Source organism: Brevundimonas sp. (assembly GCF_046299595.1).
Classification (GTDB): Bacteria; Pseudomonadota; Alphaproteobacteria; order Caulobacterales; family Caulobacteraceae; genus Brevundimonas.
This window is the reverse complement of sequence record NZ_JBKBHQ010000001.1, coordinates 1,272,992-1,298,005: the sequence shown is the minus strand read 5'-3', so window position 1 is coordinate 1,298,005 and position 25,014 is coordinate 1,272,992. Positions and strand designations below refer to the sequence as shown.

The following is a 25,014-nucleotide window of genomic DNA, read 5'->3' as shown; positions in this document are numbered from 1 at the left end:
CGCACGCGCCTCAGATGTGTCAGATCAGTTGTTGATGGTGGCGAGGTTGAGCTGGCGCGCGCGCGTCAGGATCGCGTTCTTCAGGTCGGCCTCGGTCTGGGGCGAGACCGGTGCGGCCACCCAGTTGCCCTCGGCGTTGCGCACTTCGCGCGTCACGGTGACGTTCAGCGCATCGGCGCGCAGGCGCGTATCGAGGATGAACACCGTGGTCTTGACCCGCTCGCCGGGCGCTTCGGGGTTCTCGACCCAGCCATAGTTGAGGATGCCGCCCCAGGGATCAGCAGACTCCAGCGGCAGGAACGAGAGGGTGTCCAGCGCGGCGCGCCACAGGAAGGCATTGACGCCGATGGTTGCGTCGGCGCTGCCCGAGGTGCGAGCGGCACCGCGATTGAACAGGCCGCCCTCGCCGCGCTGGGCACAGCCGGCAAGCGCGAGGGTCGAGGCGATCACAACGATCGAGGCACCGCGAATGAAGCCCATCAGGCTGTCTCCATATGAACCGAAATGGCCGACCCGTCCGACCCTATCGCCGGTCTTGTGGGCCAGCGACCACTCAAGACGGCAATTGAGGCCATCAGGCGGCGCGAACGCCCCCGTCAAGTCCGCATCTTCCTATAACATGGCGCTATAGCATGGGAAGGGCGTGCGCTGACAATGGGATCAGGCAGCAGCCCTGGCCCGCAGCCTGGGCCCGCAGTCTGGGCCCGCAGCTGGGCCAAGGGGTTCTGACAGGGCGCTCAGTAGGCCATGCGCCAGACACCGGTAGCGCGCAGAATCCGCCCCTCTTTACCGCCCGGTTGCGATTCTCGTGTCACGCGAGCCACAGATGCCGGTGGAACTGGTTTGGGAAACCGCCGTTTCATTGACGCCGCGAGCGAGCGCGTGGCTTATGGAGGGGACTTCGGTGCCAGCAGGTGCCGGGGCCATCGCTGGCGAGGGGGCGGGCCTTTTTCCCGAAGGGCTTTGTCACCATATCAGCGATGAGTTGGGTTCCGCGCCGCGCGGAACTTGAAGGGTCAGGATTATGCGTCGTCTGATTATGGTTGCTGGCACGGCTGCGGCGCTCGCTCTTGTGGCGGGCGTGGTCGATGCTCGGGCGCAGGGCTCCCAGCAGGGCCCGACGGCCTCGCGCGCCATGACTGCGCCGTCCATTTCCCTGACCACGCCGCCGTCTGGCCAGCCTGCCACCGCGCGCCGCGGTGTGCAGTTCTACGAGGGGGGGCGCTGGGGCCTCAATCTCAACCAGAATCAGCCCGTGGGCCGGGATGCGGACTGGAGCGATGTGGAGGCCGGGGCCTTCTATCGCGTCAACCCGCGCCTGCGCGTCGGCGGTGCCGTGGGTCTGGGCGAGCCCGAGGCCGATCCGGCCCGTGCCGCCGAGAGCGACCGCCGCAGCCAGCCGCGCGTTCGCCTCGAGAGCATCTTCCGCTTCTGATCGCTCAATCCGGCCTGCGGCCTTGGCCGTAAGCTGCCGCGCTCACCACAGCATCGATGGCCGCAAAGCCCGCAAGGCCTGTGCCTTTCAGCGCCCGCGCCCGCGCGACCGTAATGCCGCCAAGGCCGTAGACCGGGCATGTCACCGATGCACTGATTGCTCTGGCCACATCCGTCCCCAGAGGCCTGCGCCCTGCGCCAGAGCGGGTCTCGAACAGCGGTGATAGAAACAGGGCGTCCAGCGCCTGCACGGCCGGCGGCGGTTCCTGTTCGTGGTGGGATGCGGTGATGATGGCGCGCGGCCACGCCTCGCGGATGGCCGCTGCGCGCGCCATGTCGCTGGCAGGCAGGTGCACGCCGTGCGCACCGCCTGATCGGGCAAGACGCTCATCCTTTCCGATCAGCACGATGATCCCGCGCGCCTTGCAGGCGTCGATGATTGCGTGTGAGAGCGCCTCGTCGCGCCCGAAGGCCCTATGCACCACCCCTGTGCCCTGCGGCAGTCTCGCAATGACCTTTAGCGGGTCGGGCGTGCGCTTCGGATCGGTGAAGAACCACAGGCAAGGCAGGCTGACAGCGCCCGTGCCTGCGCCTAAAGCCTGTGACTGAGCGTGCCGTGCAGCCATCAGGGCCTCGGCGGCGTTCAAAAGGGCATCCATGGGATCGGACGGCACGGCCATGAGCACAGCTATAGCGGGCTTTACCGAACAGTGCGCGCGCATCAACCATCGCATTGCGCGTGCCGCCCGCGCGGCGGGCCGTGAGGGGGCGGGCGTCACACTCGTGGCCGTCTCAAAGCAGCAGCCCGAGGCCCGCATCGAGGCGGCGCTGGCGGCAGGGCAAAGGGTGTTCGGCGAGAACCGCGTCCAGGAGGCTGCGGCGCGCTGGGCTCACCGGCGCGAGGGCCTTCAGCTTCGCCTCATCGGCCAGCTTCAGAGCAACAAGGCCGAAGATGCCGTCGCCCTGTTCGATGCGATCGAGAGCCTTGATCGGCCCAGCCTGGCGCGCGCGCTGGCCGAGGCCATGGACAGACTGGACCGCAGGCCGGAGATCTTCGTGCAGGTCAACACCGGTGCAGAGCCCCAGAAGGGCGGTGTGCTTCCCGGGCACGCCGATGCGTTCATCGCGACCTTGCGCCGCGACTTTCAGATCGAGCCTGCGGGCCTGATGGTGATTCCTCCCATGGAGGAGGAGCCGGCCATGCACTTCGCGCTTCTGGCCAGAATCGCGGCGCGCAACGGCATTTCGCGCCTTTCCATGGGCATGAGCGGCGATTTCGAGACCGCCGTGCGCCTTGGCGCGACCCATGTTCGCATCGGATCAGAGCTTTTTGGCCCTCGCCCCTTGGCGATTCGGACGGAATAAGCCCATTTTGCACCCATGCCCCAGATCAAGACCCTGCTGATCATTGATGACGATGCCGAACTGCGCGAGGCCCTGGCCGAGCAGCTTGAGCTTCATGAGGAGTTTCGCGCCATCCAGGCGGGCACGGCCACCGAGGGCGTGCGCATGGGCAAGGAGGTGCGCGCGGACCTGATCCTGCTCGATGTGGACCTGCCGGACATGGACGGGCGCGAGGCCTGTCGCCAGCTTCGTCAGGCAGGGGTGCGCACCCCGGTCATCATGCTGACCGCGGCGGCGGGCGATTCCGACGCGATCCTGGGTCTCGATTCAGGCGCCAATGACTATGTGACCAAGCCCTTCCGCTTTGCGGTGCTGCTGGCGCGCATCCGTGCCCACCTGCGTAGCCACGAGCAGTCCGAAGACGCGGTCTTCACCATCGGCCCCTATGAGTTCCGCCCGGCGCTCAAGACCCTGACCGATGCCAGGGATCGCAAGATCAGGCTGACCGAGAAGGAAACCAACATCCTCAAGTATCTCTATCGTGCGGGCAGCAAGGCCGTCTCGCGCGAGGAGCTGCTGGCCGAGGTGTGGGGCTACAATGCGGGGGTCACGACCCACACCCTGGAAACGCACGTCTATCGCCTGCGCCAGAAGATCGAGCCTGATCCGTCCAATGCGCGGCTGCTGATCACCGATTCGGGCGGCTATCGGCTGCAGCCGAACTGAAAAGAAAAAGGGGAGCGCGAGGCTCCCCTTCGGGCCTGCTGACCCACTCTGGCCTTACTGATCGGGGCCGATGCTCAGGGCCTGAACCGTGCCATCCGTCGAGACGCCGATCGCCCACAGGGTCGAAGCATTGGCAAAGGTGACGCGATAGACCTGAAGCTCGTTCTGCTCGGTAAGGTGCTCGACGCCCTGCAACTCGCCGAGCTGCTGGAACAGGCCGCTCAGGGCCGGAGACTGGGCACGCACCAGCTCGGCCATCTCGGCGCTCATGCGGTCATACTCGGGCGTTCCGGCCTGAAGCGAGGCGATGGTCTCGCGCAGGCGCTGCTCATTGAGGGCGAGGTCGTCGCTGATGACGACCTGGGCTGCGGCGTCCTGCTGGGCCAGGACTGCGGCGCTGGCGGGGGCGGCCAGCATGGCGGCGGCGAGGGCGGCGGCCATCAGAGCGGTGGATTTCGAGGATTTCATCGCGGTTTCCTTTGGGCAGGCAAGAGGCATGACGCGCTCATGGCGCGCCCTCGCGGCATTATCAAGGCGGCAGGTCTAGGTGAGGGTGACGATCAGGGCCGCCGCCGCCAGCCCCGCCGCCAGCAGCGATAGCCCGACGGGCAGGGCGAAGGGGCCTTCCCGGATGATGACCGTGTGCGGGGGCTGGGGCTGGCGCGCCTGTCGGGACAGGGCCTTGAGCACGTCGCGCGCTTCCATCAAGATGTCCCGAGCCTGAGCCCTGGGGCCAAGCTCGCGCGCGATCCAGGCCTCCACGACCGGCTTGGCCGCCGCCCACAGGTCATGGTCGGGATTGAGCCTGCGCGCCACGCCCTCCACGGACACCATGGTCTTTTGCAGAAGGACCAGCTCGGGGCGCAGGTGCATGTCGAACAGGGCCGTGATCTCGAACAACTGGCCCAGCAGGCGGCCCATGGAGACCTGACTGGCCTGTCGCCCCACCACCGGCTCGCCGACCGCGCGCAGGGCCTGGGCAAAGGTTTCGACCGAATGGTGCGGGGGCACGTATCCGGCCTCGAAATGGACGCGCGCGATGCGGCCGTAGTCCCGGCTGATGAAGCCCCACAGGATTTCGGCCAGATAGCGCCGCTGGGCCGGATCGAGCCGCCCGACGATGCCAAAGTCCACCGCCGTGACCCGCGCGGGCGGGGCGCAGAACAGGTTGCCCTCGTGCAGGTCGGCATGGAAGGTGCCGTGATCGAGCGCCTGGGTCAGGAAGGCACGCACCACATTGTCGGCCAGAAGGTTGCGGTCCAGCCCCGGCTGTTCCAGTGCCGACTGGCGCGTCATGGGCTCTCCCGGCGCCCACTCCAGCGTCAGCACGCGCTTGCCGACGCCCTCCCAGATCACGGCAGGGGCGCCCATGTAATCGCTTTTCGCCATGATCTCGCCCAGCTCGCTGGCGGCGGCGGCCTCGAGGCGCATATCCAGTTCAAGGCGAAGGGCGCTGGCGATCGTCTCGACGAAGGCCTCGGGCTCCAGACGGCGTGCGGGGGGGACGAAGCGCCGGGTCAGTCGCGCGCCGAGGCGCAGCGCATCGAGCCCTTCGGCCACGCGCCGCTCTATGCCGCGCCGCAGCACCTTGACCGCCACGCGCCGACCGTCATGCAAAGTGGCCGGGTGGGCCTGTGCCAGAGAGGCTGCGCCCAGCGGCGCGTCGAACGTGGCAAAAAGGCTCTCGATGGGCCGGCCCAGCGAGCGCTCGACCTCGGCGCGGGCCTGATCGAGGGGGAAGGGGTCGATCCGGTCTTTCAGTCGTCCCAGATCGGTGGCGAATTCGGTGCCGAAGATGTCGGCGCGCGTCGCCAGCACCTGACCCAGCTTGATCGCCACCGGCCCCAGCGTCTCGAAGGCGGCACCTAGCCGCTGGCCGGGGCGGCCCGCGCGTGCCTGCGGCCCGGCGAGCAGGCGCAGGGGCGCGGTGACAAGGCGCAGCCATGCGGGCAGAAGATGGGCGATCTCGCGCGGGATCAGGGCGTCATGGCGCACCAGCACCCAGCCCCAGCCTATCAGCCGCACACCCGCCGACACGCCCGGCTTCATCACGCACGACCCGTATGCAGGGCCGCAATGCCGCCCGAGAAGCTGGTGAAGCCCACCTGCGAGAACCCGGCGTCGCGGATCATGGCCGCAAAGCGCTGCTGGTCGGGAAAGCGGCGGATGCTCTCGACCAGATACTGATAGCTCTCGCGATCGCCCGTGACCTTCTCGCCCAGCACCGGGATCACCTTGAACGAAAACAGGTCATAGGCCTTGCGGATCGCCGCCGCGGACGGGGTCGAGAACTCGAGGCACAGGAAGCGCCCGCCCGGCTTCAGAACGCGCCGCGCCTCGCTCAGCGCCTTTGGCACATCGGCGACATTGCGGATGCCGAAGCTGATGGAATAGGCGTCCACGCTGGCATCGGGCAGGGGCAGGGCCATGGCATCGCCCACCAGCCATTCGAGGCCCTCGTCATCTCCCCGCTCGATCCCGGCGCGGATCATCTCCTCGTTGTAGTCCAGCACCATGATGCGCGCAGGCGTGCCGCCGCGCCGGGCACGCGCGCGCTCGGCCATGTCGCGATAGCGCCGCGCCATGTCTCCGGTGCCGCCTGCGCAGTCGAGGATGGTCTCGCCGGGCTGGGGATTGAGGCGGCTGGCAGTGGCGTCCTTCCACAAACGGTGCACGCCCGCGCTCATCAGGTCGTTCATCAGGTCGTAGCGCGAGGCGACGCTGTCGAAGACCCCACGCACCAGACGCACCTTCTCGCCGGCCTCCACGTCGCGAAAGCCGAAGGGCGAGGTCTTTTCCCCAGAGGGCGGGCCGGGCTCGATGCTCATGGCCCACTCTCCTAGACGAGCGCGCTGCCCGCGTCACCCGCGCGCGATGACGCGGGGCGGGCGATGCCTACCAGGCCTTGTAGGGGTCGTGGAAATCGTAGCCCAGCGCCTCGGCCACGGCGGGATGGGTGATCTTGCCGCCCAGCACATTGAGACCGCGGGCCAGATGCTTGTCCTTCTCCAGCGCGGCAAGGCCGTGGTTGGCCAGCGCCAGACCAAAGGGCAAGGTGGCATTGTTCAGCGCCTCGGACGAGGTGCGGGGCGCTGCGCCCGGCATGTTGGCGACGCAGTAGTGCACCACATCGTCGATCACATAGGTGGGCTCGGCGTGGGTCGTGGGCCGCGAGGTCTCGAAACAGCCGCCCTGGTCGATGGACACGTCCACCAGCACCGAGCCGGGCTTCATGCGCGACAGGTGCTCGCGCTTGACCAGCTTGGGCGCCGAGGCCCCGGCCGTCAGCACCGCCCCGATCACCACATCGGCCTTGAGAATCTCGTCCTCGATGGAATCGAGCGAGGAATAGCGGGTCAGCACGCGCCCGAGGAAGATGTCGTCGATCTCGCGCATACGGGGGATGGAGCGCTCCAGCACCACCACCTCGGCATTCAGGCCCATGGCCATGCGCGCCGCATTCATGCCGACCACGCCGCCGCCCAGCACCACCACGCGCGCGGGCGGCACGCCGGGCACGCCGCACAGCAGCAGACCCATGCCGCCGTTGTGCTTGAGCAAGGTCTCGGCTGCCGAAAAGACCGCGATGCGTCCGGCCACTTCCGACATGGGCGCCAGCAGGGGCAGGCCGCCGCGCGCATCGGTCACGGTCTCATAGGCGATGGCCGCACAGCCCGAGTCGATGAGGCCTCTGGTCTGGTCGGGATCGGGCGCCAGATGCAGATAGGTGAACAGGATCTGGTCAGAGCTGAGCTTCTTCCACTCGACGGCCTGGGGTTCCTTGACCTTGACCACCATCTCGGCCTGCTCGAACACCGCGTCGGCATTCTCGACGATGCGGGCACCCGCGCGCACGAACACCTCGTCGGAAAAGCCCGCGCCGAGGCCCGCGCCCTTCTCGATCAGCACCTCGTGGCCGTTGGCCACATATTCCCGGGCCGCTGACGGGGTCAGGCCGATCCGGTGCTCATTGGCCTTGATTTCCTTGGGCACACCTACGCGCATGGCATTTCCTCCTGATGGGGCGCGCCTGTTCGCGCCTTCTTGTCCTGCGATGTTTTACTCCAGCAGGGCACGCAGGTTCCTGCCCAATGCAGGTGGAGGGCGGTAGTCATCTGGCAGGTCATGCGATAAAAGCGCATCATGAAGACGGTATCTGCGATTGAGCTGGATGCCATCGACAGGAACATGCTGCGAGTCCTGCAAACGGACGGGCGTATCTCCAACGTCGATCTGGCCAGACGGGTGAACCTGTCCGAATCCGCCTGCCTGCGAAGGCTGCGGGCTCTTGAGAATGCCGGTGTCATCAGTCGATATGCCGCCTTGCTGAACGAGCGCGCTGTTGGTCTGCCGCTCAGCGTCTTCGTCACCGTAACCCTGGCCTCGCAGGCCCAGGCCACTCTGGAGGCCTTCGAGACCGCCATCGCGGGCGTGCCCGAGGTCACCGAGTGCTATCTGATGACCGGTAGTGCCGATTATCTGCTGCGCCTCGTGGTGCGCGATGTCGATGATCTGGAGCGCATTCACGCGCGCGCCCTGACCAGCATTGCAGGCGTGACGCGCGTGTCCTCCAGCGTGGCCATGCGCACCGTGGTCAAGCGTGGCGCCCTGCCGGTCTGACCGGTGCCCGCTGCGTGTCGGCCGTCTCTTGACCCTGCGTGATCTTGATTGTCGGCGGGCTCTGGGGCTTGCTGTGCGCCTCTATCACGCCGGTGACGGTGCCCCCCGATGAGCCTAGCTGCCAGCTTCACCTTCGAGACCACGGCCCGGATCGTCTGCGAGGATGGCGCCAGCGCGCGGCTGTCGGCGATCATGGCGTCGGTCACGGGCGATGCGGCTGCGCGCCGCGTGCTGCTGGTCACTGATGCGGGCCTTGTGAGTGCGGGCGTCACCGATCGTGTCACCGCGGCACTGAAGCAGGACGGACACGCGGTGGTGCTGTTCGATGCGGTCACCGCCGATCCGCCCGAGGCCTGCGTGATGCAGGGGCTTGCTGCCGCGCAGGACTGTGATGTGGTGATCGGCCTGGGCGGCGGCTCCTCGCTCGACTGCGCCAAGCTGATTGCCCTGCTGGCGCGTACGCCCCAGCCGCTGGAGTCCCTCTATGGCATCGGCCTGGCCAGAGGCCCGCGTCTGCCGCTCATCCAGGTGCCCACCACAGCCGGCACGGGCTCCGAGGTGACGCCTATCGCCATCGTCACCACGCCTGACGATCAGAAGAAAGGCGTGGTCTCACCCCTGCTGCTGCCCGATGTGGCGGTGCTTGATGCCGAGCTGACGCTGGGCCTGCCCCCCGCCGTCACGGCCATGACCGGGGTGGACGCCATGGTTCACGCCATCGAGGCCTATACCAGTCGTCATCGCAAGAACCCGGTCTCGGACGCCTTGGCCGTGGCGGCGCTCAAGCTGCTGCACGCGCACATCGAACGCGCGGTCAGCCACGGGCAGGACATCGAGGCGCGCCGGGCCATGCTTCAGGGATCGCTGCTGGCGGGCATGGCCTTTGCCAATGCGCCTGTCGCCGCCGTCCATGCCCTTGCCTATCCGGTCGGCGGCATCTTTCATGTGCCCCACGGCCTGTCCAATGCGCTGGTGCTGGTGCCGGTCATGCGCTTCAACCTGCCCGGGTGCGAGCCGCTCTATGGCGAGCTTTCGGCCCATCTTGGTCTCGACGGCACAGGTGAGGCTCTGGTCGACGAGATGGCGCGGCTGGTGGCGGCCATGCCCATGGCGCAGAGGCTTGGCGAGGTCGGGGTGGAGCGCCAGCATCTTGATCGCCTCGCCCATGATGCCATGCAGGTCACGCGCCTGCTGGTGAACAATCCGCGCGAGGTGAGCCTCGCAGATGCGCGCGCGCTCTACGAGCAGGCCCTGTGAGCGGCCCGCGCGAGCCCATGGCGGGGCGCAAGGACTTCGTCCTGTGGCGCGACATTCCCACGCGATGGATGGACAATGACGTCTATGGGCACGTCAACAACGTCACTTATTACAGCTATTTCGACACCGCCGTGAACGCCGCCCTGATCGAGGCGGGGGTGCTCGACCCGCAAGGGGGCGATGTCATCGGCCTGGTGGTCGAGACGGGCTGTCGCTATGGCGCGGCCCTCAGCTTTCCGCAGGTGATCGAGGCGGGCATCCGGGCCGAGCACATCGGCACCTCCAGCGTTCGCTATGGCGTGGGACTGTTCGCTGCGGGCGCTGAGCGCGCGGCGGCCCAGGGCCATTTCGTGCACGTCTATGTGGACCGCGCCACACGCAGGCCCGTGCCCCTGCCCGGCCCGCTGCGGGCCTTTCTTCAGACGCTCTCGCGCGACTGAAGCGCCGCAATCAGCGCCGAGCGCACCGGCTCCGGGCTCAGCATGGGCATGAAGTGGGTGGTGCCCGGCACGCGGGTCACGCTCATGCGCCCGCCGTGGCTGTCGCCTTCGGGAAAGAAGCAGGTCGAGCCGCGCTCGGCCCGAAGAACCCGTATCGGCTGCGAGGCCCTGGAGGCAGCGCGCCAGACATTCTGGGCCTGGGCCGCATAGTTGGAGGCTTCCCAGACGGGCGGGCAGGTGAGGTGCCAGCGCCCGTCCTCGCCCCTCTCCAGCGCATCGGCCACATAGTCCTGCAGGACCGCATCCGGCCAGCCGGTGAAGGCGCCGCGTCCGCGCCAGCCCTGAAGGGCGCTCCGGGGGCTCGAAAAACCGTTGCGTCGGCGCAGCGCGCCACTGACCAGCGGGGTCCGCGCAGCCAGGCGAGACACCCCCGGCAGGTTCAGGGCCACGGTTATCAGCCTCGGCCAGACCACCGGATCGATGGCCACGATCTGTGCAACCTGGTCGGGTGCGCCCGCGCCGGTCAGGATCGACAGGCTGCCGCCCATGGAGTGCCCGGCCAGCACGATCCGCTCGGCCTCGACCTGTTGCAGCGCGAGCCGCACATCGGCCTGCATGTCGGCCCAGTTGCGGCGTCCTGCGGTCCGGGTCGGCAGACGCGTGCTTCCGTGACCGCGCAGATCGAGCGCCAGTACGCGCCAGTTGTGCGACAGGGGCTCAAGCAGGCCAAGATATGTGCGCGCGTTGAAGCCATTGGCGTGCAGGAACACCAGATCGAATGGCCGGGCCGGATCGCCCATGTCCAACGCGCCCATGGTGCCATCGGCCATGGTGAGGGTGATCGCCTGCTGGCGCGGTGCCCCGGACCTTCCGGTCGCGTGAAGGGAACTGTCTGTCATGGGCTGGGCGTCTGGTTACGAGGCCGATACTGAAAAAATGAGCAGCCGTTCAGGCGCTCTGCGGGCAGGGGAGGGATGTTGGCGCTGACAGGGGCTTTGGCAAGCGCGGGCGATCACGCGGCCAGGGTTGCGAGAGGATCGAAGCCCGGATCGAACTCGGCCCGAGCGATGCGTGCGCTCGTGAAGCACGCACCCTGAAGCTCGGCTTCGAGCAGGCGCGTGCGCACCAGCGAGGCCTGCGACAGGTCCGCCATCATGAGGTTCGCGCGGGTGAGATCGGCACGTGCCTGTCGGCCCTGTCCGAGATCCAGCGGGCCCAGCCGTGCGCCGCGAAGATTGGCCCGCACCAGCTGGGCATCGGTCAGCCGTGCGCCGCGCAGATCGGCCCCTTCCAGATTGGCCTGGCGAAAGTCGCATCCGCTCAGGTCCGCGCCCTGAAGCTCGGCCCCGGCCAGATCCATGCCGAAGAACACCGAGCCGCGCGCGCGCATGGCGCTGAGCCGCGCACCCTTCAGGTGCCTGAGCGTGCGGAAGTCCGTCATGGCATAGCGGAAGGGCGTGCCATCGAGACCCTCGCTGTCGCACCAGCGCTGGTGATCGGCGATGAGCTGGTGCAGGGGCATGTCGTCGATGAAGACGATGGGCGGCGGCGGCTCGAGTGCACCGCTCATGTCAGCGCCTTCAAGCCCCGTGCGCGACAGGTCGGCCCCGGCCAGCACCGCGCGCTTCAGGCTGGCACCCTTCAGGTCCGCCTGATCGAGATCGGCTCCTGACAGGATGACGCCGTCAAGGCGCGCGCCATGCAGCTTCGTCCCGCGCAGGGCCGCATGGGACAGGTCGGCATCGGAGAAATCGGCGCTGAAGCGGCCCGGCAGCCGTGCTCCGGCAAGGGCGGTATCAAACAGCACCGCGCGCTCCATGTCACCGGCCCGCGGGTCGTGCCGCAGGAAGTGGAAGTCCTCGCTCGACTTCTGGACGGCGATGGCCCCTTCGCGCAGGTCGCAGCCATTGAGCGAGGCGCGCACCAGATTGCAGCCTTTCAGGCACGCCCCGCGCAGGTCCGCTCCGTCGAGGCGCGCCTCGCGCAGGTCCGCCCCGCGCAGGTCCGCGCCGAACAGGTTTGCCCCCTCCAGCCGGGCTCCCATCAACAGGGTGTCGCGCAGGCGCGCACCGGACAGGTCGGCTCCGCGCAGGTCCACGCCATCGAGGGCCAGGCCTGACAGCTCGATCAGGCGCAGGCGTGCGCGCCTGCCGCCCGGCTGGCCGGACGTGAAGCGTGCGTGGGCTTCGAGCACCTGTTTGAGCACGCTGTGGTCGATCGTTCTGATCTGCCCCTCAAACATGGCACATTCCTAACGCCCCGGCGGTTAAATATCAGTGATAGGTGAGTTGCCGTCGCAAGGGGCCGTGGAGCGGCAGGAGCGTCGCTCAGGCGTGGCTGCTGCCCGCGCAGGCCTCGCACAGGCCATGGGCCTCGATGGTGGTGCGTGCCAGACGAAAGCCCTGTTCGTCCGCAGCCTTGGCAAGGGCTGTATTGCCGATGGGCGAGATTTCCGCGGTCGCGCCGCAACAGTCGCAGATCAGGAAGGCGGCCGCATGGTCCTGCTCGGCGCTGCGGCAGGCGACATAGGCGCTGATCGAGGCGATGCGGTGCACCAGCCCCTGGTTCTCCAGAAACTCCAGCGCACGATAGACCGTGGGGGGCTTGGCGGCCTGGCCGTCCGCGCCGAAGCCGCTGATCAGATCATAGGCCTTCACCGGCGCACCCGCCTCCAGCAGCAGTTCGAGCACACGCCGACGCGGGGCGGTCATGCGCTCGCCGCTGTGCGCACAACGCGCCTCGGCAGCTGACAGCGCATCTTCAAGCCCTGTTCCCGACAGGCCGCTGGAGTGGTCGTGATGCTGGCAGGAGGCGCTCATGAACTTTCGGTAATCCAGTCGGGTGGAGAGGGCAAGGCGGGCGGTCCGCACCATGCCCCTTGACGAGAGGTGATGTTATTTCATAACACATCGCTCGAATATCAAGCCCCCGGCGAAAGCGCGCGGGTTTGCCTCCAGCGTCAAGACATCAACGAGTCCCCTGCCATGACCACTGCCCCTGCCCGTCGTCACGTCCCTGCCCGCAGCCGCATGATGGGGGCCAGCGCCATCGGCGCCCTGCTTGCCGGGCTGGCCTCGCCTGCCCTCTCCGGCGAGGCCCTCTCGACGGAGGCCCAGGGCCAGCCCACGCGCGTCGAGGAGGTGGTGATCACCGCCGCGCCCTATCGCATCACAACGGATGCGACCAACATTGCCGTGGATGTCATCACCGAGGACGAGCTTCTGATGGCCCCGGCCCTGACGCTGGGCGATCTGCTGAACGGCATTCCGGGTGTGCGCTCGTCCAGCTTTTCGGCCGGAGCCAGCCGCCCCGTGATCCGCGGTCTTGCCGGGCCGCGCGTGCAGGTTCTGGCCAACGGGCTGGGCCTGATCGACGCCAGCGCGCTGTCGCCCGACCATCAGGTCTCGGCCGATCCGGGCGAGGCGGTGCGCATCGAGGTGCTGCGCGGGCCCCAGACCCTCGCCTATGGTGGCTCGGCCATTGGCGGTGTGGTCAATGTCATCGACGACCGCATTCCCGAGGCCCTGCCCGAAGGCGGCATGAGCGGGCGCGTGTTCGCACAGGGCTCCAGCGTCGATGACGGCTTCAATGTCGGGGGCTCCGTCACCTTCGGCGCAGGGCCCTTTGCCTTCAGCATCGACGGCCAGCGCCGCGAGTCGGGCGACTACCGCATCCCCGTGGACGCCGAGTCCAACCGTCTGCGCTTCGATGAGGGCGAGGAGATCGCCCCTCCCGGCCGCACGCGCCTCGACAACAGCTTCGTCAATCTGAGCACCTACGGCATCGGCGGCTCGTGGATCGGCGCCAACGGCTTCATCGGGCTGTCGGTCAAGCGCACCGAGAGCGACTACGGCGTGCCCGGCCATCATCACCACCACCACGACGACGATCATGACCATGACGATCACGACGACGATCATGACCACGATCATGACCATGACCACGACCACGACGATGAGGACGTGACCATCGGCCTGCGTCAGACCCGCGTGGACCTGCGCGGCGAGTGGCGCTTCGGCTTCGGCCCGTTCGAGCGCCTGCGCTTCTCGGGCGGCTACAGCGACTACACCCACACCGAGTTCGAGGACGGCGATGTCGGCACGGTGTTCACTTCCAGCGGTTTCGAGGGTCGTCTGGAACTGGTCCAGGCCACGCGCGGCGGCTGGGACGGCGCGGTAGGCGTGCAGGGTCTGGTGCGCGATTTCGATGCGGTCGGCGACGAGGCCTATGTGCCCCAGACCGACATCCGCGAGCTGGGCCTCTACACATTGCAGCGCATGGACTTCGGCCGCTGGGGGCTTGAAGGAGGCCTGCGCCTCGATACCCGCAGTCTCGAGACCGCTGCCGCCTCGCGCGATTTCAGCAATGTCTCGGCCAGCGCCGGGGTATTCTTCCGCCCGGTCACCCCCCTGTTCCTCGGCCTGTCGGTTTCGCGCAACGGACGCGCGCCGACCGAGGCAGAGCTGTTCGCCGAGGGGCCGCACATCGCCACCCAGGCCTTCGAGATCGGCGATGCGGACCTCGATTCCGAGACCGTGACCTCCATCGAGGGCACGATGCACTGGCGCTCGGGGCCGCTGCGCCTCGACCTGCACGTATTCCATGCCGATTATGACGGCTTCATCGACCTGCGCCCCGATGGCACCGAGGACGATGGCCTGCCGGTGTTCAACTATGTCCAGACCGACGCCACCTTCCGCGGGCTCGAGGCCACCCTGGGCTTCGACGTCTGGACGAGCGGGCGCGATCGCATCGGCGTCGAGTTCACCTACGACCGGGTGCGCGGCGAGACCGATCTGGGCCCTGCGGCCCGCATCCCGCCGTGGTCGTTTGCCACGCGGATCAATGCCGAGAGCGGACCGTGGCTGGGCCGCTTCGAGGTGCGCCGTGTCGGGGCACAGGAGCGCGTCGCCGACTTCGAGCTGGGTACCGACGGCTATGTGACGCTCAATGCCTTTGCCGGCTGGCGTCCCGACCCCGATCGCGGCCTGATGCTCTATGTCGAGGGGCGCAACCTCAACGATGCCGAGATGCGCGAGCACGCCTCGTTCCTGAAGGATCTGGCCCCTCTGCCGGGGCGCAATGTGCGCGTCGGCCTCGCCTATCGCTTCTGAGGCGGGGGAACGCGCCGGGAGCGGCATTAATCATGCCTCACGCCTGACGGGGGTATCGTAGGGGGCGCACTTCGTGCGAGCGGCGCCCTCGCGTTGCCGAGGCGGGCTTCCTGGGCTAGAAGGCCCGCCTCCACGCCTTTACGCGAGCATCATCGAAGTCCATGCAACAGTCCAATCCCCCCGCCAGCCCGGTCAGCGGCAACGTCCTGTTCTACACCAGCCCCGAGCCGGTGAATGTCGAGCAGCACGCCAATCTGGGCCTGAACCCGTCGCCGACACCGTTCAAGTTCGTCGCCCAGAGCAATCTGATCCCCCTGACGGTTTCCGAGTTCGCCTCGAGCGCCCTGTCCTATCCGATCATCTTCCTGGGCGAGCAGAAGATGCCTCTGGCGGTGATGGGCCTGTCGTCCAACGACAACCTGTTCGTGGAAGCGGATGGCACCTTCCGTGCCGATGCCTATGTTCCGGCCTTCGTGCGCCGCTATCCGTTCGTGTTCGCCAACGACGAGCAGGCCGAGCGCATGATCCTGTGCATCGACCGCGGCTCCGATCAGGTGGTGGAGGGCGGCGAGGTGCGTCTGTTCGAGGACGGCAAGCCCACGCCCTACCTCGAGCAGTGCCTCAAGTTCTGTCAGGACTTCGAGACCGAGCGCCAGCGCACCGACAGCTTCGTCAAGCTGCTGACCGAGCTCGACCTGTTCGACACGCGCGACGCGGTCTTCACGCCGCGCAACCCGGACGGCTCGCCCGGCGAGCCCCAGAAGATCGCCGACTATTTCGCCGTCTCCGAGGAGAAGCTGCGCAAGCTCTCGCCCGAGAAGATGGCCGAGCTGCGTGACAACGGTGCCCTGCACCAGATCTACGCCCACCTGATCTCGCTCTACGGCTGGGATCGTCTGGTGGCCATGGCCATGATCCGCGCTCAGGCCATGCCCACGGCGGCCAACGCCTGATCGGCCCTCGCGCCGGCCAGAAAAGAGCCCCGCTGGCGACAGCGGGGCTTTTTTTATCCGTTCCAGAAGCCGACGATCTGCCTGACCTCGGCGACCGTGCGGTCGGCCACTTCGGCGGCCCGCTCCGCGCCTGCGCGCAGCACCCGGTCGATCTCGGCGGGATCGCCCATCAGGCGGCGCATCTCTGCGGTGACGGGGGCCAGAGACTCCACCGCCAGCTCGGCCAGCTTGGGCTTGAAGGCGCCAAAGCCCTGACCGGCGAACTGCGCCAGCACCTGTTCGCGGCTCTGGTCGGACAGGGCGGCATAGATGGCGATCAGGTTGCGCGCCTCGGGCCGCTCGCCCAGGGCATCGAGGCTGTCGGGCAGGGGCTCGGGGTCGGTCTTGGCCTTGCGGATCTTGGCCGCGATGGTGTCGGCATCATCGGTCAGATTGATGCGGCTGAGGTCGGAAGGGTCGGACTTGCTCATCTTGGCCTGACCATCGCGCAGGCTCATGACGCGGGTGGCCGGGCCCTGGATCACGGGCTCGGGCAGGGGGAAGAAGCCGGGCGCACCGAAATCGTTGTTGAACTTCTGGGCGATATCGCGCGTCAGCTCCAGGTGCTGCTTCTGGTCCTCGCCCACGGGCACTTCGGTCGCCTTGTAGAGAAGGATGTCGGCGGCCTGCAGCACCGGATAGGTATAGAGCCCCACCGACGCGCGCTCCTTGTGCTTGCCCGACTTCTCCTTGAACTGGGTCATGCGGTCCAGCCAGCCGAGGCGGGCGACACAGTTGAACACCCAGGCCAGCTCGGCATGGGCGCGCACGGCCGACTGCGGAAAGATGATGGTGCGGGCCGGATCCAGGCCCGATGCCAGATAGGCCGCCGCGATCTCGCGGGTCTGGGAGGTCAGCTTCTCCGGCTCCTGCCACACGGTGATGGCGTGCAGGTCCGCCACGAAGACGAACACCGGCGCGCCCTGGTCCTGCAGGGCGACGAAGCGCTTGAGTGCCCCGAGATAGTTGCCCAGGTGCAGCGCACCCGAGGCCTGGATACCGGACAGGATACGGCGCGGGCCGTTGTATGCAGGGGAGGAATCGTCGGTCATGGGCGCGTGATACCAGCAGCTTTCGAGCGAATGAAGACCGGCGCTAGCGACGCTTCAGCGCCGCGCGCATCTCGGACGGGGTGATGGCGCGCAGACCCACCAGCAGCACCATGTAACCCAGCGCGCCCAGGGCACAGATGGCCAGCATGGTGATCTCCTTGCCGCGCAGCACGGGCTCGATCACGCTGCGCTGGCTGGCGGGCAGCCCGATGATCACGGCCATGCCGAGGCACGCCAGCAGCACCTTGGCGATGCGCACCACCACGCTGCGACCGGGTGACCAGGTGCCGCGTCTTTGCAGGGTCACGACCATCAGGGCCACGTTCAGCCAAGCCGAGGCCGAGGTGGCGATGGCCAGACCCGGCACGCCGATGAAGTGAAACAGCACGAAGCACAGCACCACGTTCAGGGCCACTGCCGCCAGGGCGAAATACATCGGGGTCTTGGTGTCGCGCCGGGCAAAGAAGGCGGGGGCCAGCACCTTGGTCAGCACGAAGGCGGGCGCGCCCCAGCCGTAGTGGAACAGGGCGGCGGCGGTCTGCTGGGCATCGAAGGCATTGAAGGCACCGCGCAGGAACAGGCCCTCGACCAGCAGCAGCGGAATGACCATCAGGGCCGTGGCCGCAGGCAGGGTCAGGGCCATGGAGAAGCCCAGGGCATCATCCATGCTGGACTGGGCGCGCTGATCCTCGCCCGCGCCGATGGCCTTCGACAGGGCGGGCAGCAGCGCCACACCCACGGCCACGCCGACCAGTCCCAGCGGCAGTTGATAGAGCCGGTCGGCATTGCTCAGCCAGGCACGCGCGCCATCGACCTGCGAGGACAGGGCCTGGCTGATGAAGACGTTGATCTGGGTGGCGCTGCCCGCGATGACGCCCGGAATGGCCAGGGCGAACACGGCCTTGATCTCGGGTGTGATGCGCGGCATTCGCAGGCGGATCGAGGCCCCGGCCCGGCGCACGCCCCAGACCAGCATCAGGGCCTGACCCACACCGGCGGCCAGTATCCCCCACGAGGCCGAGAACGACGCGCCAGCCGGGCTCTGGTTCGGGATCAGCAGTCCCGCCAGGATAAACAGGTTCAGCAGCGTGGGCGCCAAGGCCGAGACGATGAACTTGCCCCGCGCGTTCAGCACGCCCGACAGCAGCGCCACGATGGTGATGGCCGGCAGATAGGGCATGGTGATCTGGGTCAGCACCACGGCCAGCTGGAACTTCTGCGGATTGTCGATGAAGCCCGGATTGATGATCGTCATCAGCCACGGCATGGCCAGCATGGCCACGATGGTCAGGGCGGTGGTCACCGTGGCCAGCACGGCCAGGGCATCGACGGCCACGCGGTCCGCCTCGGCCTGTCCCTTTTCGGCGAGAGTGCGTGCATAGGCGGGCACGAAGGCGGCGGTGAAGGCCCCTTCGGCGAAGATGCGGCGGAACAGGTTGGGAAAGCTCAGGGCCGTGTAATAGGCGTCTGCGGCGATGGTGGCGCTGGCCCCCAGCACGGCAGCGGCCACGGTATCGCGGGCCAGGCCCATGACGCGGCTTATCAGGGTGAGCCCGCCATAGACGATGCTGGAGCGGATCATGCCGCCAGAGCCACCCCCAGTGCTACCGCTGCCAGAGCCACCACCCTTGCCGGTATCCGATGGGTTCATGGTTTCAGGGCGGGACTTCGCGGGATCGCTCAAGCTCTGGCCCTCAGGGGCGCGCGGGCGCCTGCAAGGTGGAAACGGAGCGCGCCTGTGGCCGCCCGGCGAAATGCCGCTCTATGCCTTAGCGCCGCGCCCTGCAAGGGCTTACTCGCTGCGGCTCGCACGCGCGCGCGGCAGGGCACGGTCGGCGCGGCGCGGAGGCGCGCGCTCGATGCCCAGCGCTTCCAGCAGATCGGCTTTCAGCAGGGCGTCGAGGCGCTTGTCGTCGAGCGGAGCGTCATCGCGCGTGACATAGAAGGCGTCCACCGCCCGCTCGCCGAAACTGGCGGCATGGGCCGATCGGATCGACAGCCCGTGATCGCTGAGTGTGGCCGCCAGACGTGCCAGCAGGCCCGGCCGGTCCACCCCTGACGTCTCGATGACGGTCGCCTCGGCGCTCACGCTGTTGTCGAAGCTGACCGAGGCGATGACCTCGAAGGCCGCCGTGCGCGCATCGGGCGGCGCTTCCCTCGCCGAGGGCGAGACCTCGCCGCGTGCGGCGCGCTCCACCAGCGAGACGAGCCTGGAGCGCAGGGCCTCATCGGACCGGGCAAAGGGCGCGCCGCCCCGGTCCTGAAGCTCGAACAGGTCAAGCGCCATGTCGTCGTGGGTCACGATGCGCGCGCTGATGACATTGGCGTGCAGGCGTGCGAGGGCGGCGGTGATGTCCGCGAACAGTCCCTTGCGATCAGGCGCGCAGACCAGCAGCTCGGTGGTGTTGAGGTCCGTGCGCTCTCGCAGCAGGGCGGCGGCCCCGCTGCGTCCCGCCCGTGCGATCAGCGGAGCAAAGTCCTCGTCCACGCGCACCGGCTCCAGGCTCTCGCCGCGGAACACGCGCAAGGTGGCCTTGTAAAGATCGCGCATCAGCTGGCCCTTCCAGCCGTTCCAGATGCCCGGCCCGACCGCGCGGATGTCCGCCACGGTCATCACCAGCAGCATGCGCAGCCGCTCAGGCTCTCCCACCTGGCGGGCGAACCAGCGCACGGTGTCGGGATCGCTCACGTCGCGCTTCTGGGCGGTATCGGACAGCAGCAGGTGATGGCGCACCAGCCAGGCGACCAGCTCGCATCTCGCGGCACTCAGGCCCAGCCGCTCGCAGGCCCGGCGCGCGGCGATGGCACCGTCCTCGAGCTGGCCGCGCGCGCCGCCCTTGCCCACATCGTGCAGCAGCATGGCCAGCATCAGGGCCTCGCGGTCGATGATGCGCGGCACGATCTCGCTGGCCAGCGGGTGATCGTCGCGCAGCCGCCCTCTGGCGATGTCGCTGACAATGCCGATGGCACGCAAGGTGTGCTCGTCGACCGTATAGGCGTGATACATGTTGAACTGGGTCTGGCCGACCACGCGCGCGAACTCGGGCATGAAGCGGCCCAGCAGGCCGGTCTCGTTCATCAGGCTGAGCACGCGGTAGGGCTCGCGCCCTCGCGCCAGCACATCGAGAAACGCACCTGCCGCTCCGGCGTCGCGGCGCAGGGAGGGGCCGACGCGCGCCATGCTGCGCATCACGGCGGCAAAGGCATCGGGGTGCAGGTCGAGGTCCAGCCGGTCGGCGGCGGCGAACAGGCCCATGAGCATGGCCGGACGCTCGGTAAAGACATGGGGCCCTTCCACGCTGAGGCGTCCGCCCGCGATGATCAGGCCGGGCTCATCGAGCTTCCTGACCCGGCGCGGCAGCAGTCGCGACAGGCCATGGGCGGTCTTCTGACCGCGTTCCTCCAGCTTGGCGCACAGGGCGCGGGTCAGTGCACCCACCTCGCGCGCATTAAGGAAATAGCGGCGCATGAACCGCTCCACCGCCGGTTCCTCGCCCCGACCGGACCAGCCCATGCGCCGGGCGATCTCGGGCTGGAGATCGAAGCTGAGCCGCTCCTCGGCCCGCCCGGCCAGAAAATGCAGATGGGCGCGCACGCTCCACAGGAAGTCGAAAGCCTCCTCGAAGCGCCGCTCCTCGCGTGCAGTCAGCAGATCGCCCATGACCCGCGCGCCCAGCGGGCTGTCAGGGGCCAGGTGGCGGGCGATCCAGAACAGGCTGTTGAGATCGCGCAGGCCGCCCTTGCCGTCCTTGACGTTCGGCTCGACGCGATAGCGCGAGCGCCCGGCTTTCATGTGGCGCCGGTCGCGCTCCTCCAGCTTGGCGGCGATGAAGGGGCGCGGATCGCTGCGGTCGATGAAGCGGTAGAACCGCTCCAGAAAGGCCGCGCTCAGGCTCTCGTCGCCTGCGACAGGGCGCGCCTCCAGCAAGGTGGTGCGCACGGTCATGTCGCTGCGCGCCACGCGCAGATTGTCATCGAGGCTGCGGGCGGCCCAGCCCACCTTCAGCCCCATGTCCCACAGCACATAGAGGATGAACTCCGTCACCGCCTCGGCGCGGGCATTGGCCTTCCACGGGCGCAGGAACAGCAGGTCGAGGTCCGAATGGGGCGCCAGCACCCCGCGCCCGTATCCGCCTGTGGCCAGCAGGCTGAGGCGCTCGGAGTCCAGTGCGTTCGGGGCCGGATAGAGCTGCTCGGTGGCCAGGGTCCACAGATGGACCAGCAGGGCATCGGCCCGCCGGGCGAGCGAGCGCGCGACCTCCAGCCCGCCGGTGCCTGCGATCAGGCGGGCCTCGGCCCGGCGCAGGCGTTCCAGCCACCACTGGCGCAGAGGCTCCTTCAGGCGCTCGCGCAACTGAGGGGCATCGAGACCGGCCGCGCTGGCCTCCCTGATCAGGCGCTCAAGGGCCTCGTCATGACGCTGGCGGCTGGCGCGCGGGCTCACGAGAGCAGGGACTTGAGCCTGTAGAGCGCATCGAGCGCGTCTCGCGGGCTCAGATCGTCGGGGTCAAGGTCGGCGAGCGCCTTGTGCAGCCGGTCATCGAGGATGGCTGGCGCAGGCTCGGCCACGGCGAACAGGGGCAGGTCGTCGAGGCGCGCCGTGGGACCGGCGCTCGATTCGAGGCGCTCGAGCACCTGACGCGCGCGCTCGACTACCGCATGGGGAACGCCCGCCAGCCGCGCCACCTGCACCCCGTAGGAGCGGTCTGCCGCGCCCGGTGCCGCCTCGTGCAGGAATACCAGATCGCCGTTCCACTCGCGTGCGCGCATGGACAGGTTGGCCACGCTCGACAGGCTGGATTCCAGCGTGGCCAGCTCGTGATAGTGGGTGGCGAACAATGTGCGCGCGCGATTTTGCTCGTGCAGGGCCTCGGCGGTGGCGTGGGCGATGGCCAGTCCGTCCCAGGTGGCGGTGCCGCGCCCGATCTCGTCCAGCACCACGAAAGAGCGCTCGCTGGCCTGGGTCAGGATGGCGGCGGTCTCGACCATCTCCATCATGAAGGTGGAGCGCCCGCTGGCCAGATCATCGCCCGCGCCCACGCGGCTGAACAGGCGGTCGGCGACGCCTAGGCGCAGGCTGACGGCCGGGACGAAACAGCCCGCCTGGGCCATGACCACCAGCAGGGCGTTCTGGCGCAGGAAGGTCGACTTGCCCGCCATGTTCGGTCCGGTGACGATGATCAGGCGCGCGCCCTGCTCGCCGCTGGCATCCAGCCGACAGTCGTTGGCGGTAAAGGGCCTGGCCTCGCGTCGCAGCGCTGCCTCGACCACCGGGTGACGCGCACCCTCGGCATGGAAGCACAGGCTGTCGTCGACGAGGGGGCGCACCGCGCGATGATCCTCGGCCCATTCGGCGAGGCCCGCAGCGACGTCGATCTCGGCCAGGGCGTCGGCGATGAGCTGGAGGGCGCCATTGAGGCCGATCGCGCGCTCGCGAAGGGCCTCGAACGTCTCGATCTCGATGGCCAGGGCCGTGGCGGCGGCCTTGCTGATGCGCGCGTCCAGCTCGGACAGCTCGCGGGTGGTGAAGCGCACCTGACTGGCCAGGGTCTGGCGATGGAAATAGCGCGCGTTCAGCGGCTCGCGCATCAGGCTCTCGCCATGGCGCGCGGTGGTCTCGAGAAAATAGCCCAGCACGGCATTGTGCCGGACCTTGAGCGGGAGGCCGGTCTCGCTCTGGGCCTCGCCTTCCAGCGCCGCAATGATGCGGCGGCTGTCGTCACGCAGGGCGCGCGTCTCGTCCAGATCGGGCCGGAAGCCCGGTGCGATGAAGCCGCCGTCGCGCAGGTTGTGGCCCGGCTCGTCCACCAGGGCGCGCGACAGGTCATCGAGCAGGGCCGTGATCGCGTCGGGCAGGGTAAGGCTGTGTGCAAGCGATGCGAGCGCCCCATGGGCACCGTGGGTCAGGTTTGACAGATCTCTCGCGCAGGACAGACCCAGAGCGAGGGCCTTGAGATCGCGCGGCCCGCCCCGGGCAAGCGCCAGCCGCGACAGGGCGCGCTGGATGTCGGCACAGCCGCGCAGGTGCTCGCGCACGCTCTGGCGCAGGACGGAATCGCTCAGCAGGGCCTCGATCTGATCGAGCCGTGCGTTGATGGCCTCGGGCGCGCGCAGCGGGCGCGCGAGGCGGTCGAGCAGGGCGCGGCTGCCCGCTGCGGTCAGGGTGCGGTCCAGCGTATCGACCAGGCTGCCCTCGCGTCCGCCCGAGGTGTTGCGCTCGATCTCCAGACTGGTTCGGGTGGCGGCGTCGATGGCCAGCCACGGGCTCTCGCCATGGCGGCGCGGAGGCTTGAGCGCGGGCACGCGCCCGGCCTGGGTCAGCTCGATATAGGCCCCGATCAGGCCCATGGCCGAGACTTCTGCGGGGCTGAATTCACCAAACCCGTCAAGGGTGAGCACGCCGTACAAACGCTCCAGCCGGTTGCGATGGGCGGCCACATCCGCCACGCCGTGGTGCAGGGCCTGCAATGCGGGCTCTGCGCGCGCGCGCGCCGCAGCGATCAGGGGTGCCAGCTCCTCGCTGTTCATCTGGCCATCCGCAACCAGAAGCTCCGAGGGCGCGAAGGCCGCCAGTTCGGTGGCAAGGTCGGCGGGCGCGCAGGCGAGGCACTCAAGGCGCCCCGACGACAGGTCGGCCACGGCGATGGCGCAGCGCCCCCGGTGGCTGACCACCGCCGCCAGCAGGCTGGAGCGCTTGGGGTCGAGCAGGCTGTCCTCGGTCAGGGTGCCCGGCGTGACCACGCGCACGACCTCGCGGCGCACCACCGCTTTCGAGCCCCGCTTGCGCGCCTCGGCCGGGTCCTCGACCTGCTCGCACACCGCCACGCGCAGGCCTGCGCGGATCAGGCGCGCCATGTAGCCCTCGGCGGCATGGACGGGCACGCCCGCCATGGGGATGTCCTCGCCCAGATGCTTGCCGCGTTTGGTCAGAGCAAGGCCCAGCACCGCAGCTGCGCGCTCGGCGTCCTCGAAGAACAGTTCGTAGAAATCGCCCATGCGAAAGAACACGAGCGCGTCGGGATGGGCCGCCTTGACCTGAAGGAACTGCGCCATCACCGGCGTGGTGCCCGGCGCGATCACCGGCTCGGCTCTGCCTTGCGGGGCGGTGCCATGGGCGTCTGGCCTCAGGCTCTCGGGTTTCAGGGGGGCGTTCATCGCGCCAAATGGTGAACGATCACCCTGCCGGGCTCAAGCGCGGGGGCGGCGCAGGGCCGATATTTCCGGGGATTTCACCCGAAGGCGAACAGCATCCGGCCCTCGCCCATGCGCTGGCGCAGGGTGTGAAGGTCGGCATGGGCCGTCGAGAAACAGCCGAAAGAGCGCCCCAGCTTGCCCTCGCGGGCCAGGAAGTCGGGCTCGGCATAGTCGGCGCCGTGAATGATGATCGCCCGCTGACGCGCCAGCGAATTGGTGTAGTCGAGACCGTCCAGCAGCACGTTCGGCCCGTGGATCGTGCCATGGCCCGGCCCGGCGATCAGATAGGCGCCCACGCTGGACTGGTGGGAATCCTGAACATTGGAAAAGCGATGCGCAAAGCCGCTGTGCTCGGGGTCCGACCCGCGACCGTGGGCGGTGCGAAACGCCTCCACCTCGCCCGAGATCATGTTGAGCTCAAAGAGGCGCGGCTCGGCCGAGTGCATGGCGAAATCGACCAGATAGATGCGATCGCGGTTGGCAATGCGCCCGGCATGGAAATCGAGCGCCTCGCGGGCGCGTGACAGCAGCTCGGGGCGGATCAGCCCTGCCGGGTCGAGCGTGGGGCGCACGCTGATCTGGATGGGGCGCACTTCAAGCGCGGCGCGCACGGGCGCTGACGCCATAACCGGCTCGGGGCCATTCATATGAGACGAACACGCTGACAGGGCGCCGGTCAGGCCCGCGCCTGCGGCCCCCGCACCCATGCTCAGAAGTCGGCGTCTGGAAAACTGCATGCGACCGCCCCGCGATGCTCCGCCCCGTTCACGGCGTGTAGCCGATTATTCCGCCAAATCCCGATGCGATCAACCTGAGCCTTGGCTTCGATCACGCAGAGGTT

22 protein-coding genes are annotated in these 25,014 nt (G+C 68.3%); 8 read left to right on the top strand and 14 right to left on the bottom strand.

Annotated elements, in window-relative coordinates:
• Positions 1-24: 24 nt before the first annotated feature.
• Entirely contained in the window at positions 25-600 is a 576-nt protein-coding gene (locus ACK4E3_RS06455) for a DUF3576 domain-containing protein (RefSeq protein WP_409698016.1), read from the bottom strand.
• Positions 601-1,024: 424 nt separating this feature from the next.
• Between ACK4E3_RS06455 and ACK4E3_RS06450 the strand changes: the two genes are divergently transcribed.
• A complete protein-coding gene (locus ACK4E3_RS06450) occupies positions 1,025-1,435 on the top strand; it encodes an NtrZ family periplasmic regulatory protein (protein ID WP_409698013.1) in 411 nt (136 codons plus the stop codon).
• A gap of 4 nt (positions 1,436-1,439) precedes the next feature.
• On the opposite strand, the gene ACK4E3_RS06445 is transcribed toward ACK4E3_RS06450, so the two are convergent.
• Positions 1,440-2,114 carry a thiamine phosphate synthase gene (locus ACK4E3_RS06445; RefSeq protein ID WP_409698010.1) on the bottom strand — a complete coding sequence of 225 codons (675 nt, stop codon included), beginning with the start codon at positions 2,112-2,114 and terminating at the stop codon, positions 1,440-1,442.
• On the opposite strand from ACK4E3_RS06445, the gene ACK4E3_RS06440 reads away from it, so the two are divergent.
• Together ACK4E3_RS06440 and ACK4E3_RS06435 are read left to right on the top strand one after the other, a co-directional pair.
• Positions 2,113-2,799 (top strand): YggS family pyridoxal phosphate-dependent enzyme, encoded by a 687-nt coding sequence (locus tag ACK4E3_RS06440; RefSeq protein WP_409698008.1) that lies wholly within the window; start codon positions 2,113-2,115, stop codon positions 2,797-2,799. The genes ACK4E3_RS06445 and ACK4E3_RS06440 overlap by 2 nt on opposite strands.
• A gap of 15 nt (positions 2,800-2,814) precedes the next feature.
• Positions 2,815-3,504, top strand: coding sequence for a response regulator transcription factor (locus tag ACK4E3_RS06435; protein WP_409698005.1), 690 nt, complete (start codon positions 2,815-2,817; stop codon positions 3,502-3,504).
• 54 nt (positions 3,505-3,558) lie between these two features.
• On the opposite strand, the gene ACK4E3_RS06430 is transcribed toward ACK4E3_RS06435, so the two are convergent.
• The 4 genes from ACK4E3_RS06430 to ald form a co-directional block, all read right to left on the bottom strand.
• Entirely contained in the window at positions 3,559-3,972 is a 414-nt protein-coding gene (locus tag ACK4E3_RS06430) for a hypothetical protein (RefSeq protein ID WP_409698002.1), read from the bottom strand.
• A gap of 75 nt (positions 3,973-4,047) precedes the next feature.
• Entirely contained in the window at positions 4,048-5,553 is a 1,506-nt protein-coding gene (ubiB, locus tag ACK4E3_RS06425) for a 2-polyprenylphenol 6-hydroxylase (protein WP_409697999.1), read from the bottom strand.
• Positions 5,553-6,332 (bottom strand): class I SAM-dependent methyltransferase, encoded by a 780-nt coding sequence (locus ACK4E3_RS06420; RefSeq protein WP_409697996.1) that lies wholly within the window; start codon positions 6,330-6,332, stop codon positions 5,553-5,555. Before ACK4E3_RS06420 ends, ubiB begins: the two co-directional genes overlap by 1 nt.
• A 67-nt stretch (positions 6,333-6,399) precedes the next feature.
• Positions 6,400-7,509, bottom strand: coding sequence for an alanine dehydrogenase (gene ald, locus ACK4E3_RS06415; protein WP_409697993.1), 1,110 nt, complete (start codon positions 7,507-7,509; stop codon positions 6,400-6,402).
• A 138-nt stretch (positions 7,510-7,647) separates the two neighbouring features.
• On the opposite strand from ald, the gene ACK4E3_RS06410 reads away from it, so the two are divergent.
• The 3 genes from ACK4E3_RS06410 (at position 7,648) to ACK4E3_RS06400 (ending at position 9,821) form a co-directional block, all read left to right on the top strand.
• Positions 7,648-8,124 (top strand): Lrp/AsnC family transcriptional regulator, encoded by a 477-nt coding sequence (locus ACK4E3_RS06410; RefSeq protein WP_409697990.1) that lies wholly within the window; start codon positions 7,648-7,650, stop codon positions 8,122-8,124.
• 108 nt (positions 8,125-8,232) lie between these two features.
• A complete protein-coding gene (locus ACK4E3_RS06405) occupies positions 8,233-9,381 on the top strand; it encodes an iron-containing alcohol dehydrogenase (protein WP_409697987.1) in 1,149 nt (382 codons plus the stop codon).
• The gene (locus tag ACK4E3_RS06400; protein WP_409697984.1) at positions 9,378-9,821 is read left to right on the top strand and encodes an acyl-CoA thioesterase; all 444 of its coding nucleotides are present in this window, start codon (positions 9,378-9,380) and stop codon (positions 9,819-9,821) included. The genes ACK4E3_RS06405 and ACK4E3_RS06400 overlap by 4 nt, the downstream gene beginning before the upstream one ends.
• Here the strand turns inward: ACK4E3_RS06400 and ACK4E3_RS06395 are convergent.
• The 3 genes from ACK4E3_RS06395 to ACK4E3_RS06385 all read right to left on the bottom strand — a co-directional run bounded on the left by ACK4E3_RS06395 (position 9,800) and on the right by ACK4E3_RS06385 (position 12,640).
• On the bottom strand, positions 9,800-10,720 hold the full coding sequence (locus ACK4E3_RS06395) for an alpha/beta fold hydrolase (RefSeq protein ID WP_409697981.1): 921 nt from the start codon (positions 10,718-10,720) through the stop codon (positions 9,800-9,802). The genes ACK4E3_RS06400 and ACK4E3_RS06395 overlap by 22 nt on opposite strands.
• A 113-nt stretch (positions 10,721-10,833) precedes the next feature.
• Positions 10,834-12,063, bottom strand: coding sequence for a pentapeptide repeat-containing protein (locus ACK4E3_RS06390; protein WP_409697978.1), 1,230 nt, complete (start codon positions 12,061-12,063; stop codon positions 10,834-10,836).
• Between the two features lie 85 nt (positions 12,064-12,148).
• Positions 12,149-12,640 (bottom strand): Fur family transcriptional regulator, encoded by a 492-nt coding sequence (locus tag ACK4E3_RS06385; protein ID WP_409697975.1) that lies wholly within the window; start codon positions 12,638-12,640, stop codon positions 12,149-12,151.
• A gap of 165 nt (positions 12,641-12,805) precedes the next feature.
• Here ACK4E3_RS06385 and ACK4E3_RS06380 point away from each other — a divergent pair, with 165 nt between their 5' ends.
• Both ACK4E3_RS06380 and ACK4E3_RS06375 read left to right on the top strand, forming a co-directional pair.
• Positions 12,806-14,935: a TonB-dependent receptor domain-containing protein gene (locus ACK4E3_RS06380; protein ID WP_409697972.1), complete on the top strand. Its 2,130-nt coding sequence runs from the start codon at positions 12,806-12,808 to the stop codon at positions 14,933-14,935.
• A gap of 161 nt (positions 14,936-15,096) precedes the next feature.
• Positions 15,097-15,888, top strand: coding sequence for a SapC family protein (locus ACK4E3_RS06375; protein ID WP_409697969.1), 792 nt, complete (start codon positions 15,097-15,099; stop codon positions 15,886-15,888).
• Positions 15,889-15,941: 53 nt separating this feature from the next.
• Here the strand turns inward: ACK4E3_RS06375 and trpS are convergent, their stop codons facing one another.
• From trpS to ACK4E3_RS06350, 5 genes are all read right to left on the bottom strand, one after another.
• A complete protein-coding gene (gene trpS / locus ACK4E3_RS06370; RefSeq protein WP_409697966.1) occupies positions 15,942-16,979 on the bottom strand; it encodes a tryptophan--tRNA ligase in 1,038 nt (345 codons plus the stop codon).
• Positions 16,980-17,022: 43 nt separating this feature from the next.
• A complete protein-coding gene (gene murJ, locus ACK4E3_RS06365) occupies positions 17,023-18,561 on the bottom strand; it encodes a murein biosynthesis integral membrane protein MurJ (protein ID WP_409697963.1) in 1,539 nt (512 codons plus the stop codon).
• A gap of 210 nt (positions 18,562-18,771) precedes the next feature.
• Complete coding sequence (gene glnD / locus ACK4E3_RS06360; RefSeq protein ID WP_409697960.1) at positions 18,772-21,423, bottom strand: [protein-PII] uridylyltransferase; 2,652 nt, start codon at positions 21,421-21,423, stop codon at positions 18,772-18,774.
• Complete coding sequence (mutS, locus tag ACK4E3_RS06355; protein WP_409697957.1) at positions 21,420-24,134, bottom strand: DNA mismatch repair protein MutS; 2,715 nt, start codon at positions 24,132-24,134, stop codon at positions 21,420-21,422. Before mutS ends, glnD begins: the two co-directional genes overlap by 4 nt.
• 74 nt (positions 24,135-24,208) lie before the next feature.
• On the bottom strand, positions 24,209-24,799 hold the full coding sequence (locus ACK4E3_RS06350; RefSeq protein WP_409697954.1) for a murein L,D-transpeptidase catalytic domain-containing protein: 591 nt from the start codon (positions 24,797-24,799) through the stop codon (positions 24,209-24,211).
• Positions 24,800-25,014 lie beyond the last annotated feature (215 nt).

What these genes read in the sequence shown, in the direction of transcription:
- mutS (WP_409697957.1), bottom strand. Translation starts at nt 24,134, where the DNA reads ATGAACGCCCCCCTGAAACCCGAGAGCCTGAGGCCAGACGCCCATGGC.
- ACK4E3_RS06440 (WP_409698008.1), top strand. Translation starts at nt 2,113, where the DNA reads ATGAGCACAGCTATAGCGGGCTTTACCGAACAGTGCGCGCGCATCAAC.
- ACK4E3_RS06420 (WP_409697996.1), bottom strand. Translation starts at nt 6,332, where the DNA reads ATGAGCATCGAGCCCGGCCCGCCCTCTGGGGAAAAGACCTCGCCCTTC.
- ACK4E3_RS06375 (WP_409697969.1), top strand. Translation starts at nt 15,097, where the DNA reads ATGCAACAGTCCAATCCCCCCGCCAGCCCGGTCAGCGGCAACGTCCTG.
- ACK4E3_RS06390 (WP_409697978.1), bottom strand. Translation starts at nt 12,063, where the DNA reads ATGTTTGAGGGGCAGATCAGAACGATCGACCACAGCGTGCTCAAACAG.
- ACK4E3_RS06430 (WP_409698002.1), bottom strand. Translation starts at nt 3,972, where the DNA reads ATGAAATCCTCGAAATCCACCGCTCTGATGGCCGCCGCCCTCGCCGCC.
- ACK4E3_RS06380 (WP_409697972.1), top strand. Translation starts at nt 12,806, where the DNA reads ATGACCACTGCCCCTGCCCGTCGTCACGTCCCTGCCCGCAGCCGCATG.
- ACK4E3_RS06405 (WP_409697987.1), top strand. Translation starts at nt 8,233, where the DNA reads ATGAGCCTAGCTGCCAGCTTCACCTTCGAGACCACGGCCCGGATCGTC.
- ACK4E3_RS06350 (WP_409697954.1), bottom strand. Translation starts at nt 24,799, where the DNA reads ATGGCGTCAGCGCCCGTGCGCGCCGCGCTTGAAGTGCGCCCCATCCAG.
- ACK4E3_RS06445 (WP_409698010.1), bottom strand. Translation starts at nt 2,114, where the DNA reads ATGGCCGTGCCGTCCGATCCCATGGATGCCCTTTTGAACGCCGCCGAG.
- ACK4E3_RS06385 (WP_409697975.1), bottom strand. Translation starts at nt 12,640, where the DNA reads ATGAGCGCCTCCTGCCAGCATCACGACCACTCCAGCGGCCTGTCGGGA.
- ACK4E3_RS06450 (WP_409698013.1), top strand. Translation starts at nt 1,025, where the DNA reads ATGCGTCGTCTGATTATGGTTGCTGGCACGGCTGCGGCGCTCGCTCTT.
- ald (WP_409697993.1), bottom strand. Translation starts at nt 7,509, where the DNA reads ATGCGCGTAGGTGTGCCCAAGGAAATCAAGGCCAATGAGCACCGGATC.
- ACK4E3_RS06410 (WP_409697990.1), top strand. Translation starts at nt 7,648, where the DNA reads ATGAAGACGGTATCTGCGATTGAGCTGGATGCCATCGACAGGAACATG.
- ubiB (WP_409697999.1), bottom strand. Translation starts at nt 5,553, where the DNA reads ATGAAGCCGGGCGTGTCGGCGGGTGTGCGGCTGATAGGCTGGGGCTGG.
- ACK4E3_RS06435 (WP_409698005.1), top strand. Translation starts at nt 2,815, where the DNA reads ATGCCCCAGATCAAGACCCTGCTGATCATTGATGACGATGCCGAACTG.
- murJ (WP_409697963.1), bottom strand. Translation starts at nt 18,561, where the DNA reads ATGATCCGCTCCAGCATCGTCTATGGCGGGCTCACCCTGATAAGCCGC.
- ACK4E3_RS06395 (WP_409697981.1), bottom strand. Translation starts at nt 10,720, where the DNA reads ATGACAGACAGTTCCCTTCACGCGACCGGAAGGTCCGGGGCACCGCGC.
- trpS (WP_409697966.1), bottom strand. Translation starts at nt 16,979, where the DNA reads ATGACCGACGATTCCTCCCCTGCATACAACGGCCCGCGCCGTATCCTG.